Raw genomic sequence first — 13,005 nt, 5'->3', positions numbered from 1 at the left:
CCCCGGCGATGCCGGGGCCGGAGCTCCGGCACGCCTGCTTGTTGTCGTGCTGTCCCCAAAAAAACGGCCCGCTTGCGCGGGCCGTTCTTCTTTGCAATTACCGGGGGTGAACGATCAGTTCACGCCCACCGCGGACCACGCGGCAGCCACGGTGTTGTACTCGGTGCTGCCATTGCCGTACAGATCAGCAGCCGCACTGAGGGTAGCGGCACGGGCACCGGCGTAGTTGGTGCTGGAGGTCATCTTCACCGTCAAGGCGCGGTACCAGATCGCAGCGGCCTTGGTGCGGCCGATGCCCGCCAGCGAAGTGTTGCCGTTGCACACCATCGATGCCGTGGTCAGGTTGGCCCAGGTGCCGGCACCGAAACCGGCAGGCACCACCGCGCCTTCCGCCAGCAGGTAGTAGAAGTGGTTGCCGACGCCCGAGCTGTAGTGCACGTCGAGGCTGCCGATGCTGCCGGAGTAGCAATCAGGCGAGGCACCGTCCAGGCTGGGCTTGAACATCCAGCGGATCGCCTTCTTCATGTCGGCATTGTTCGGGAACAGCTTCTCGCCGATCACGTAATCGGCCGGGTCATTGGCGTTGTTCGCGTAGAACTCGACCATGGTGCCGAAGATGTCGGAGTTGGCTTCGTTCAGGCCACCGGATTCACCGCTGTAGACCAGCTTGGCGGTGCGGCTGGTGACGCCGTGCGACATTTCATGGCCGGCCACGTCCAAGGCCACCAGCGGCAGGATGGTGGCACCGTTGTCGCCGTCGCCGAAGGTCATGCAGAAGCAGGAATCGCTCCAGAACGCGTTCTGGTAGTTGCGACCGTAGTGGACGCGGCTGATGGCACCGTTGCCGTCATTGGCAATGCCGTTGCGGCCAAAGCTGGTCTTGTAGTAATCCCAGGTCATCGCCACGCCGTAATGGGCGTCGGCACCGACGGTCTGGGCGTTGCTCAGCAGGTTGTTGCCCCAGATGTTGGTGGTGCTGGTGAACACCGAACCCATGCCGCTGGTCTTCATCGCCATGTTGTGGGTGGCACCGCCGCCGCGGGTCATGTCGACCATCTGGTAGCTGGTACCGCACTGGGTGGTGTTCACCACCACATCACCTTCGGTCAGGCTCTTGCCGGTACCGGCCACCGAAGTGGCACCGGCGCAGGAGCCGCTGCCGCCCGGGCCCGGCTTGGCGGTTTCGATGCCGTCCCACTGTTCAAGGATGCGGCCATTGCGGGCATCCACGAAGTAATGCATTTCGGTCGGGGTTTGATCGGCCTTGACGCCGTTGAACACCACTTCATGCGCCAGCACCGGGGACGCGCCACGGGCGTAGACCACCATGCGCGAAGTCGGGGCGCCGAAGAAACGGCTGCCGAAACGCGCACCGGCTTCGACGATGGCCTGGTCGCCGTTCACTTGCGGGCGCAGGCCCGGACGGGCGGCACTGTTCAGGGTCTGGCTGATGCCGGCCAGCTTGCCATTGCGCGAGTGCACCACCACGTCGCCGCCGATCACCGGCAGGCCGTTGAAGGTGCGGTCGTAACGCACATGTTCGCTGCCATTGGCATCGACCACCACGTCGCGGGCAACGAAGGCATCGGCATTGGCGCGGTGCAGCGTGGCGGCATGGTTGCCGACCAGTGCATTGGCGCGGGCGATCACCGCAGACTTCAGGGGCGCAGCCGCATCCGCCGGCGCCGCAGCAACGGCAAGGGCGGACGCAATGGCGAGACACAGCAGGTTAGCTTGTACTTTCATGGCGCATTCTCCGTGGTGATCAAGCCCGACGCCGTTGCCGTGCCGGGAATGGGTGGATTGGTGCCCTTGCGGGCAGGATGGATTCCCCTGGCGGCAGGCATCTGCACGCGCAGGCGTGCAGGAACTTGCAGCAAGGCGTCATCGAAATACGACACGCGCAGCTGCAGGCCGCGGGGCGAGTATCCGATGAAGACGGCATCAAAACCGGGCTCCACCGCACGTTTGTAGGCGGCGGCGATCTTCGCGTTTTCGATTTCCAGCAGGATACCCAGGCTCTCCGGGCGCTCCAGGCCCGCGTTGTACTCGGCCAGCACCTGCTTGCAGCGCTGGAAGAACGGCAGTTCGTGGTGCTGGCCGCGCAGCGGCTTGGCGAAGAACTGGCGGTAGTAGTAGGTCGGCTGGCGCAGGCGCGGGATGATCTTCACCACCGCCGTGCCCACGCCGCACAAGGCACCTTGCGTGTCGCGGGCGATGCACACCACTTGCGCGGCGCGCTGCTCGGCTTCGGCGGCATTGCCGATTGCCTGGTTGTCGCGCCAGAACGCCACCAACTCCTGCGCCAGTTCAGGCGTCACCTGCTTCCAGACCGGGATGATCTCGACCTTCACTTGCCGGCACCCTTGGCCGCAGGCTGCGGTGCCAATGCTTCCACCAGCTTGAGGTATTCGGCGAACTCCAGCTTGCCGTTGCCGTTGGCGTCGAAGCGGGCCAGCGGCGGCGCGGCGCGGCCGGCCTGCTTGATCAATGCCAGGGTGCCGTATTCGCTGCTGTCGATGGCACCGTCGTGGTTGGTGTCGAGGCTGGCGAACTGCCGGCGCAACGCGATCTGTGCGCGGGCCACGGCTTGCGCCTGTTCCCAGCCGGTGCGGAACTCGGCCAGCGACAGCTGGCCGTCGTTGTTCTTGTCCCAGGCCTTGAACATCGCCGCCGCCGGGTCTGCCGCAGCGGCGGCGGGGGCCGGTGCAGCGGGCTTGGCCTGGGCGTGTGCGACATGCAGCGGGGCGGAGACTGCCAGCAACACGGCCAGCAAGGGAACGATACGGCTCATGCGGCAGGGGCCTCCACCTTGATGTCGGATTCGAACGTGATCAGGTCGCGGATCTCGGCCGTGCGCAGGCCGATCATCATCGGGTGCTTCACGTTGGGCAGGAAGCTGATGTCGAAGATCTCGCTGATGTCGCCGTCGAAGCGGATCCAGTTCAGCACGTCGCCGTTGGTCAGCGAGATGATCTGCACGCCGCACCACGGTTCGGCGTCGCGCTTCTTCAGCTCGTCGTCCAGTTGCAGGCCTTCGAAGCGCTGGTTGCGCGGCTTCGACAGGCCCACCGCAGCGACGTTGCCGATCATCGACAGCCCGCGCGCGAAGCCCGGCACGAACGCGTGCGGCACGAACGCCTTGTTCTCGAAGTCCACCCAGCCCAGTTGGCCGGTGCCGGCGTTGAGCAGCCACAGCTTGCCGTTGTGCCAGCGCGGCGAGTGCGGCATCGACAGCCCTTCGCAGACGATCTCGTCGGTGGTGATGTCGATCACCACGCCGCCGTCGCGACGGCGCTCGCGCCAACCGTCCACGCTGTCGCTCTTGCACACCGCGGTGACGTACTTCGGCTCGCCGTCGACCATCGCCAGGCCATTCAGGTGACACCTGTCTTCCGGCGCCAGCTTGCTGATGAACTTCGGCTTCCAGATCGCCTTGAAACTGTGGGTGGGGCTGAGTTCGGCCAGGCAGGAATACTTGGTGTTCACGAACACCACCCGGCCGTCCTTGCGGATGCCCAGCTCGTGGATGTCCAGGTCGCCGATGGTCTGCGCATTGCGCGGCACGTAGCACTTGTCGAACTGGCCGTGGATGATCTCGTTGCTGCGCAGCACGTTCTCGAACCGCCACAGCTGGTACAGCCCGCCCAGGTAGATGCGCTGGGCGTTGCCCACCACGCCCATGGCGCGCTCGAAGATGCGTTCGAAGAACGACACGCGGCCCTGCTGGTCGCTGCCCACCAGGTAGATGCGGCCGGTCTGGTAGGAAGTGATCGCCAGCGACAGCCGGTGCTGGCCCAGCCAGCCGGCCAGCCCGCGCGAGCAGCTCTTTTCCACCTTCAGCTGGGTGATGTCGCGCGGGGCCTGCGCGGGGGCCTTGCCTGTCTCGGTGGCCGGGGCGGCCGCCGGTGCCGCGACCGGGGTGGCCTCGGCGGCGATGGCATCCAGGCCGGTATCCAACTCGGGTTTGTCCTGGTTGGCTTGGATGTCGGAAGCGTTGCTTGGGTTGTTTTCGTTAGACACTTGTTATCCAGACTGCTGTTGCCTGCCGGGCCCCGACGCGCTGCCGGGGCCCGGAGGTGAGTGAGTTACCAGGAGAAGCGGATGTTGGCCTGCGCGCCGACGAAGCTCTTGTAGGCGCCGCCATCGGTCCAGTTGGCACCGAGGGTGAAGCCCAGGCCGCCCTTCTGCACGCCCACGCCCAGCTCCGCCATCGCGCTGGTGCCCTTGGTGTCGGTGCCGCCGTAGAAGCTGCCCACCGTGTAGGTCGCGGTGCCGCCATCGCGGATCACGTTCACCGACCCGTACGGGGTCCAGCGCACGTCGCCCATCTGGAAGGTCTTGTTCAGCTCCACGCCCAGGCGGCCGCGGGTGAAGGTGCCGCCATGGGCGATGAAGTCCACGCGGTCGCCGCTGAACGTGCGGATGTCGCTGACGCGGGTACGGGTGTACTGCGCCTGCGGCACCACGTTCATGCCGCCGACGTGCCACTCGTAGCCGCCTTCCAGGCTCATCGCGCTGGTGTGCGCACGGCTGTTCATCACCCCGGCCACCGACAGCGCGCGGATATCCACCGCCATCTGCCGCGCGGTCAGGTCGACGTAGAACCCGTTCGGCACGTACCAGGTGGCGTAACCACCCACGGTCATGCCGTCCATGCGGTTCTCGCCCACGCCGCCGTCGGTCAGGCGCTGCCGGCTGTCGGCGTTGCCCAGCACCAGCCCGGCGTGGAAGTTGTCTGCCAGGTTGGCGTTGACGCCCACTTCACGACCCCAGCTGGACTGGTTGTAGTTGAAGTGGCCACCCTGCCCGAAGTTGCTGGCCACATGGCCCGGACGCATGTCGCCCTGATCATTGTAGAAACGCACGAAGGCACTGAGCACCTTGCCGGTGTCGCCGTACGGGTTCACGCCAAGCCGCTGGCGGAAGGTGCCGACCTGCGAGTTCAGGAAGCCGGCCGCGCCGGTGGCCACCGATGCCGCCAGGGTGCCGGCATCGTTCAGCCCGGTGACGTCCATGCTGATCGAGAACACGTCAGCGGTGGTGTTGGCGGCATTGATGACGCTGGTGACACCCAGCCCGATGTTCAGGAAGTTGGCGTTCTGGTTGTAACCGATGTACTGGCCCGCCACGAAGTTGCCGGCCACCGAGGTTCCGGTGACCTTGGCGAAGTCGATCTTGGTGTTGGCCGTGGTCGGCATGCCGGCAAACTGCACGTTGACGGTCTGCACCGCCGTGCCGGCAACGCTGCCATTGACCTGCCACTGGTCGGCGGTCAGCGTGCCAAGGTTGACGTCGATGTTCATCGTGCCGCTTCCGGCCAGCGTGCCGCCCACGGTCAGCTTGTCGGTGGTCACGCCGTTCAAGAAATTGAACAGCCCGGTGTTGGTCACCGTGCCCGCCGCGCCCGCATCGATGGTATTGCCAGCACCGGTGATCTTGACTGTGCCGGCATTGGCGAAGGCATTGGTGCCCGTGCCCATCAGCACGCTGCCGCCGGCAAGGTCGAGCAATGCCCCCGCGGTGTTGGTGGCGGTGTCATTGCCATCGCCGAAGCTGATGACGCCGGCGGTACCGATCTTGATGATCCCGGCGTTGGTCAGGCTGTCGTTGCCCGCACCCAGCTCCACCTTGCCGCTGCCGATCAGGATCGTGCCGCCGACCGCATTGTTGATGGTGTCGTTGCCATCGCCGAAGTCGGAGTGCGTGGTGCCCAACAGATCCCACACGCCGCCGGCCTTGTTGTTGAACACATCATCGCCGCCATGCAGCGACACGGCCCCGAGGATCCTGCCGCTGTTGTTGATGACATCGACCCCGTCACCGCCATATACAGCCCAAGTCTGCGTCGCCGTATTGCCCGAGGCACTGATCACGCCACTACCAAGATTGTTCAACGTGTTGGTGCCGTGCACACCCTCGAACTTCACCGCAGCGGTGAAATTGGCATTGGCGGCATGAACCACACCGGCGTTGTTGACCGTGGCGTTGCCGTCGATGGCATTGGCGAGAATGGCGATTGCCGTCGCGCCGCCGGTAGCCTCGACATCGCCGGTCGCGGTGTTGTTGACCAACACGTTGCCGTAGTAGGACTGGGCAAGGATGCCGTAGGAGCCGATAACGCCGGCCGCCTCGATCAACGCGCTGTTGCCCACGGTGGTGTCGCCCGCCATGGTGTAGCCGGTCACGCCGATGGCGATGCCGGTTGCCGAGGCGGCGGCCACGTGCCCGGTATTGCCCAGCACCACGTTGCCATGCGCGCTGTAGCCCTGGATGCCCACCGCACCGGAGGCACCGGTGGCGGTGATGCCGCCGGCACTGGAGACCGTGACGTTGCCGCTTTCGGCACGCCCCTCGATGCCAATGGCAATGTGGTTCGATGTTGCCTGGGTCTTGCTGTTCGCGGCGGTCGTGACCGTGGTGCCATGCTGCGAACGCGCAGCGATGCCCGTTGCCGTGTAGTACCCCGTTGCCGTGATGTGGCCACTGTTGCCCACGGCGGCAATGTCGCCCCGCGCAAGAATGCCGTATGCCGAATCACCCAGGTACGTACCATGGCCACTGACAGCGGTGATATCGCCGCTGTTGACCACGGTGGCCGTGCCATTGTCGGCACGGGCGAACACGCCCACTGCCACATTGTTGGCGCTGATCACGCTGATGCCATTGGTGTTCTTGACGGTGGTGTCGCCATGGCCGGCCACCGCGAACACACCCGCGGACTGGCCGAAGGCATACCCTTCGATGGTGCCGAGGTTACCCACGTAGACATCACCCTGGGATGCCGAGGCAAACACGCCCCAGCCGCGCCCGGCGTATGAATAGAAACCGATGTCAGCGCCCGCCTTGTTGAGCACGGCAATGTTGCCGGTTCCGGAAGTGGCGTATACGCCGAAAGCGTATTTCTGCCCATCGGCATGGAGCGTGCCACCATTGATCACGGTGACATCACCCAGCGCCCGCACATCGGCAGCGGTGGCCTGATAACCGCTGGTCGCCTTGACCGTGCCGTAATTACCCACTGCCGCCGTGCCATTGGCCGAGAATGCGGTGATGCCGGTGGCCGAGTAGGTCAACATCGCGGTATTGGCGACGTTGATGTCACCCTGGTTCACCACCACGGCATTGCCGGCGAATGACAGTGCGGTGAGGCCGCTGGCCGCCCCCTTCGAGGTCACGGTGATGTCGCCGACGTTGCTGATGGTGGCATTGGCATCGGCGGAGGCAAACACGCCATAGGCGCCATACCCGTACTTCTGGTTCTGGTCGATGGTCAGGTTGCCGCTGTTGTACACGCCCACCGCACCGCCCAGGCCACTGGATACCGCGGAGATGCCACTGGCACCGGAGATGCCGGCGGCGGTGATGTTGCCACTGTTATTGATGCCAACCACGGCACCGATGCCACCACTGACAGCATTGATGCCGGTGGCCAGCTGGGTACCGTAGTAGGTGGTGTGCTGGGTATAGGCATCGTATTGGCTGTGCAGCCCGCTGCCCACGACGATGTTGCCGCTGTTCTGCACGGCGAGGTTGCCGCCAGATTGCACTTCGATGCCGGTGGCATAGCCGCCCTGCACGGTGAGGTTGCCGCTGTTGACGACCTTTGCACCATAGGTACCACCGGTGGCGTAGATACCGAAGGCGGTGCCGCCATTGGTGCCGGCCACGACATTGCCGTAGCCATCCACTTCCTGCACGAACGGCATGGCAGAAGCCGTGATGGCGCCGGTGTTCTGCACGCCGACGTAGGCACTACCCTGCGCCTCGATGCCTGCCGCCCAAGTGTGGCCGTTGGCCTCGATGGCGCCGGTATTGTTCACGCCAGCCACCACGCCGGAAACAAACAGGCCGTCCGCCAGGCCGCCGTAAGAATATGCGGTGATGGCGCCGGAATTGGTGATCGACCCCACGCCATGCATCGAGTAGGCATACAGGCCGATGGCATTACCCGTGCCGCCCATTGCTGCAGCGGTGACAGCACCGGTGTTGCTGATGACTGCATCGCCCACGATGGTGTAGCTGGAAATACCCGTGGCAGCGCCCATGATCGTCATTGCAGTGACCGCCGCCGTGTTGCTGACGACGGCATCGCCAAGAACGCTGTTGGCTTTGATGCCGGTACCGCCCAGGTAAACACCAAATGCGGTGATTTCACTGGCGTTGTTGACCGTCGCATTGCCACTGTAGGCATTGGCCAGGATGCCGGTCGCACTGCCCATGGCGGAGGCATCGATACTGCCGGCCGTGTTGTTGACGGTGGCCGACCCGCTGGCCGACGCCACGACACCCACTGCCCCCATGTAACCGCTGGCGCTGATGGAACCGCTGTTGTAGACCAGGGCATCGGCGCCGCGGGCGATCACGCCGTAGGCCACGTCGCCCGGATAAGAGCCAGCACCGCTATGCGCCGAAATGTCGCCACTGTTGGTGACACTGGCGGTACCGTTGTCGGCACGGGCGAACACGCCTACTGCCGCGTTATCGGCGCTGACCACGTTGATCGTGTTGCTGTTGTCGACACTGGTGTTGCCCTGCTTCGCCACCGCGAACACACCCACCGACTGGCCAAAGGCATAGCCCTGAATGGTGCCGTCGTTGTCGATGGCCACATCGCCTTGCGAGGCCATCGCGAACACGCCGAAGCCACGGCCCGCATAGGAAGAGAAGCCGATCGAGGCATTGTCGCCGTTGTGGACGTTGACGTTGCCGCTGCCGGACACCGCATACACGCCGAAGGCGTACTTCTGCCCGTTGGCGTACAACGAACCGGTGTTGTTGACCGTCACGTCACCCAGGCCCTGCGCATTCACCGCAAACGCATACGACTGGATGATGCCGGCCGACGTCGCATTCACGGAGCCGCCGTTATTCACGTTGACGCCGCCATTGGCGCTGAACGCAAGGATGCCGGTGGCATTGTTGTTGGCCGTTGCCGAGCTGGTGGCATTGATGTCGCCCGCGTTGGTCACGTTGGCGTTGCCGGCGAACGACAGTGCCGCGATGCCGGTGGCCGAACCCGCCGAGTCCACCGTGATGGCACCGCTGTTGGTGACGTTGGAATCGCCATCGGCCGAGGTGAAGATGCCGTAGGCACCGTACCCGTACTTGTTGCCCTGGGCCACGGTGAGGTTGCCGCTGTTGTCGACGGTGACGGTGCCGCCTTCACCGCTGGACACCGCGGAGATACCGGTGCCACCGTAATACCCCAGCGCCGAGATGTCGCCGCTGTTGCTGATGTTGACCTGCGCGGCCACGCCGCCGGTCTGGGCATTGATACCCACCGCCAGCGCGCTGTAGTAAGTGCCACCGTTGACGTAGCCAGCGCTGATCCGGCCGCTGTTGGTGACGCTGATGTCGCCGTTGGAACGGGTCTCGATGCCGGTGGCGTAGTACCCCTGCGCATTGATGTTGCCGGTGTTGCCCAGCACCACGCCCTGGTCGCCGGTGGCGTACAGGCCGAACGCCGCACCGCCGGGGCCGACGGCGATCGCATCGATCGCGCCGTCGTTCTGCACGGTGGTGACATAGGCGCCCTGCGCCTCGATGCCGGCCGCCCAGCTGTTGCCCACCGCGTAGATGGCGCCGCTGTTGGTGACATCCACGTTCAGGCCGGAGGCAAAGATGCCGTCGGCCAGGCCCGCCGGCGCGACCACGGAGATGTCGCCGCTGTTGTTGACGGTCACGTCGCCGGTCATGGTGTAGCCGTACAGGCCGATGGCATTGCCGGCAGCCGAATACAGGTTGACGGCGGCGGCGTTGTCGATCGCCACGTCGCCGCCGGCCAGTGCCTGGATGGCGAAGATGTTGCCCTGGGCGGTACCGGAAATAGCCGCCGTGTTGCCCACCTGCACGTTGCCGTAGACGCTGGAGGCACGGATGCCGGTGGCCGCCGCCTGCTGGCTGCTGACGGTGATGCTGCTGGCGTTGTCCACCACGACGTCGCCATCGACGGAGCCGGCGATGATGCCGAACGCGCTGCCGGTCTTGGCCGTGGCCGAGATGCTGCCGCCGGTGTTGGTGACCGTGGTGCCGCTGGTGGACTGGGCCACGATGCCGGCCGCATAGGTGTTGCCGGCCACGGTCACGGTGCCGCTGTTGGAAACATCCGCATACGCACCGCTGGCGATCAGGCCGAACGCGGCGGTACCGGCAAAGCCGGCGGCACCGCTGGTGACACTGACACCGTTGCTGTTGCTGACGCTGGCGGTTCCTTCACCGGACACCGCCATCACCCCGCGCGCGGTGCTGTTGGCGGAGATCACGTTGATGGTGCCGCTGTTGTCGACGGTGATGTCGCCCTGCGGGGCCTTCGCCAGCACGCCATAGGCCTGATTCAGCGACAGCCCGCCGATGTAGCCGGCGTTGTCGACGGTGATGTCGCCTTCGGCCGCGTAGGTCCAGACGCCCCAGCCACGCCCGCTGGCGGAGAAGAAGTCGATGCTGCCATCAGCGCCGTTGTCGACGGTGATGTCGCCGTGGTTGGCCAGCGCGTACACGCTCAGTGCCAACGTGCGGCCCTTGGCGTAGATCTCGCCGCTGTTGTTGATGGTGATGTCGCCGCCACCGGAAATCGCCTTCACGCCATTGGCGCGACCGCTGAGGCCGGCGGGGGCGGTGGTGAGGGCCGCGATGTAACCGCTGTTGTCGACGGTGATGTCGCCGTAGGCGTTGACGTCCACGCCGTTGGCCAGGCGCACGCCGGTCGCCTTCGACACGCCCTCGTTGTAGACCGATGCCCCGCCGTTGGCGGAGAACGCCAGGATGCCGGTGGCACCGTTCGAGGTGTTGTTCAGCGTGCTGGTGACGACGATATTGCCGGTGTTGGTGACATCGGCGTCGCCGGCGAAGGACATGTCCGCGATCCCGAAGGCCTTGCCCTTGGAATTGGCGGTGATGTTGCCGCTGTTGTAGACCGTGGCGTCACCGTCGGCGGAGGTCAGGATGCCGTAGGCGCCGTAGCCGGTGGTGGCCAGGTTCTGGGTGATGAGGATGGTGCCGCTGTTGTCGACGTTGACGGTACCGCCGGTGCCGGTGGAGGACGCCTGGATGCCGATGGCCCCGTACACGCCGGCGGCGGTGATGGCGGCGTTGTTGTCCACCGTCACGACGGCATCGATGCCGCCCGCACTGGCATTGATGCCCCACGACAGGACGCTGCCGGTGGTGGTGCCGGCATTGATCGCGCCATCGTTGGTGATGGTGGTGTCGCCGTAGGTGTTGGTGAAGATGCCGGTGGCGTAATAGCCGCGCACGGTGATCGCGCCGCTGTTGGTCACGGTGGCGTCGCTGCCGGTGGCATAGATGCCGTAGCCCAGCGCACCCGACGCCGAGGACGCGGTGGACTGGATGGCGCCGGTGTTGTCCACCGTGACCGATCCGACGGCCTGGGCCTCGATGCCCGCCGCCCAGGTCCTGCCGGTCACGGTGAGGGTGCCGCTGTTGGCGACGTGGGTGATGTCGCCGTAGGCGAAGATGGCGTCCGCCAGGCCGGTGCTGCTGGTGGCGGTGATGGCACCTTCGTTGTTGATGGTGGTGGTGCCGTTTGCAGCGTAGCCGTAGATGCCGATGGCATTGCCGGCGGTGGAGACCTCGGTGATCGCACCACTGTTGCCGATCAACACGCTGCCGGTATCGCTGTAGCCGCTGATGCCGGTCTGGTTGGCGGCACCGCTTTCATTGATGGGGTCGCTGTTGCCGATCACCACGTCGCCGTACTTGTGGGTGTCGATCAGCGAGGCCACCGGGCCATTGATGCCGCCCAGCGACTGGAACGCGGCCACCATGGTGAGGTCGTGCACCGGGGCGAAGTCGATGGCCGGGCGCTGTACCTGCAATGCATGCGCCACCGGCAGGGCGTGGGGGTTGGCAGCCGCCGCGGCGCCACCGAAACCGATCGCCAGGGTCAAGGCCGAGGCGGCGAGTGCGGAACGCACTGCGCGGGTCATGGGGGCCATCTTGATGATGCGGCGCGCGCGCGCCTTGTTCGACGTGTTGCCGTTGCGGATGTCGCTCATGTAACCCCCAAGTCCGTTCTCGAAGAAAAAATCCCTGTGTGCCGCCCATCCGGACAGCCCCGATGCCCCAGCCAACGATGCTTCAAGCCCCCCGTGGGCGTTCAACGCAAGGAAGCCCCCCCCGGCTGAACGGCATATTCACGATTTATCGCCGCTTCCACGCGACTTGTCAACTACCGCCCGGTTTTATTGGGCCTGAAGCATTCCTGAATGGGGATTTGCGCGAAATGCCGCGTCGATCCGCGTCACTTCCGAGGGCATCACCGCCCCCCATTCCCCCCCTATCCACGTGTTGTCGCCCCATGCGGATGCGAACCGCTCGCGCCACCCCGCCGGTTCTGGAATAATCGGTCCCTTGACGGCCGCAACCGGCCACGAACTGCGGATGGGACATGCGTAACCACGATCTTGCCTTCCTCAAGCGTTTCTCGATGGTGATCGCCTTTCTGGCACTGCTGGCGCTGGGGTTGATCCTGTTTGCCCGCCACTTGAACAGCAAGGTCACCTACCCGGCCGATCCTTCCGCGCAGCAGGCCACCGCCGACCGCATCGCGCCGGTGGGCGCGGTGTATGCCGGTGCCACCGGCGCGGCCGCGCAGGCCGCCGCGCAGGTCGCAGCAGCAGCAGCCGCCACGGCCAACGTGCCCTTCGATGGCCGCACCGACGGTGCCGAAATCTTCAACAACGGCCCCTGCACCGGTTGCCACACCGCCGGCGTGGGTGGCGCACCGAAGCTGGATGCCAGCGGCATCGGTGCCCGCGTGGCCCAGCAGGGCCTCGAGGAACTGATCAAGAAGGCCACCTCCGGCTTCACCGGCACCGCCGGCACGATGCCGCCGAAGGGTGGCAACCCGGCCTTGACCGACGACCAGATCAAGGCAGTGGTGGAATACATGGTGGCGCAAAGCAAGAAGTAAGCCGCACCCATGCCTGCTGCCGAACGCCGCCTCCGGGCGGCGTTCGCGTTTGTGAACCGCTTGCGCAACAT

At 65.4% G+C, this 13,005-nt stretch carries 6 protein-coding genes; 1 reads left to right on the top strand and 5 read right to left on the bottom strand.

The window, feature by feature from the left end; all coding sequences use genetic code 11:
- Positions 1 to 114 precede the first annotated feature (114 nt).
- The 5 genes from ACE3OK_RS04790 to ACE3OK_RS04770 all read right to left on the bottom strand — a co-directional run bounded on the left by ACE3OK_RS04790 (position 115) and on the right by ACE3OK_RS04770 (position 12,017).
- Entirely contained in the window at positions 115 to 1,746 is a 1,632-nt protein-coding gene (locus ACE3OK_RS04790) for a M4 family metallopeptidase (protein WP_374248411.1), read from the bottom strand.
- Positions 1,743 to 2,354, bottom strand: a complete 612-nt coding sequence (locus ACE3OK_RS04785; protein ID WP_374248410.1) for a hypothetical protein — start codon at positions 2,352 to 2,354, stop codon at positions 1,743 to 1,745. The genes ACE3OK_RS04790 and ACE3OK_RS04785 overlap by 4 nt, the downstream gene beginning before the upstream one ends.
- The gene (locus tag ACE3OK_RS04780) at positions 2,351 to 2,794 is read right to left on the bottom strand and encodes an EF-hand domain-containing protein (protein ID WP_374248409.1); all 444 of its coding nucleotides are present in this window, start codon (positions 2,792 to 2,794) and stop codon (positions 2,351 to 2,353) included. The genes ACE3OK_RS04785 and ACE3OK_RS04780 overlap by 4 nt, the downstream gene beginning before the upstream one ends.
- A complete protein-coding gene (locus ACE3OK_RS04775) occupies positions 2,791 to 4,023 on the bottom strand; it encodes a TIGR03032 family protein (RefSeq protein WP_374248408.1) in 1,233 nt (410 codons plus the stop codon). The genes ACE3OK_RS04780 and ACE3OK_RS04775 overlap by 4 nt, the downstream gene beginning before the upstream one ends.
- Positions 4,024 to 4,088: 65 nt before the next feature.
- Positions 4,089 to 12,017 (bottom strand): hypothetical protein, encoded by a 7,929-nt coding sequence (locus tag ACE3OK_RS04770; protein ID WP_374248407.1) that lies wholly within the window; start codon positions 12,015 to 12,017, stop codon positions 4,089 to 4,091.
- Between the two features lie 392 nt (positions 12,018 to 12,409).
- On the opposite strand from ACE3OK_RS04770, the gene ACE3OK_RS04765 reads away from it, so the two are divergent.
- The gene (locus ACE3OK_RS04765; protein WP_374248406.1) at positions 12,410 to 12,934 is read left to right on the top strand and encodes a cytochrome c5 family protein; all 525 of its coding nucleotides are present in this window, start codon (positions 12,410 to 12,412) and stop codon (positions 12,932 to 12,934) included.
- Positions 12,935 to 13,005: the final 71 nt, after the last annotated feature.

Origin of the sequence: Thermomonas sp., assembly GCF_041905325.1 — a bacterium.
Lineage (GTDB): Bacteria > Pseudomonadota > Gammaproteobacteria > Xanthomonadales > Xanthomonadaceae > Thermomonas.
This window is presented reverse-complemented; position numbering and strand designations above follow the sequence as displayed.

What these genes read in the sequence shown, in the direction of transcription:
- ACE3OK_RS04765 (WP_374248406.1), top strand. Translation starts at nt 12,410, where the DNA reads ATGCGTAACCACGATCTTGCCTTCCTCAAGCGTTTCTCGATGGTGATC.
- ACE3OK_RS04780 (WP_374248409.1), bottom strand. Translation starts at nt 2,794, where the DNA reads ATGAGCCGTATCGTTCCCTTGCTGGCCGTGTTGCTGGCAGTCTCCGCC.
- ACE3OK_RS04790 (WP_374248411.1), bottom strand. Translation starts at nt 1,746, where the DNA reads ATGAAAGTACAAGCTAACCTGCTGTGTCTCGCCATTGCGTCCGCCCTT.
- ACE3OK_RS04770 (WP_374248407.1), bottom strand. Translation starts at nt 12,017, where the DNA reads ATGAGCGACATCCGCAACGGCAACACGTCGAACAAGGCGCGCGCGCGC.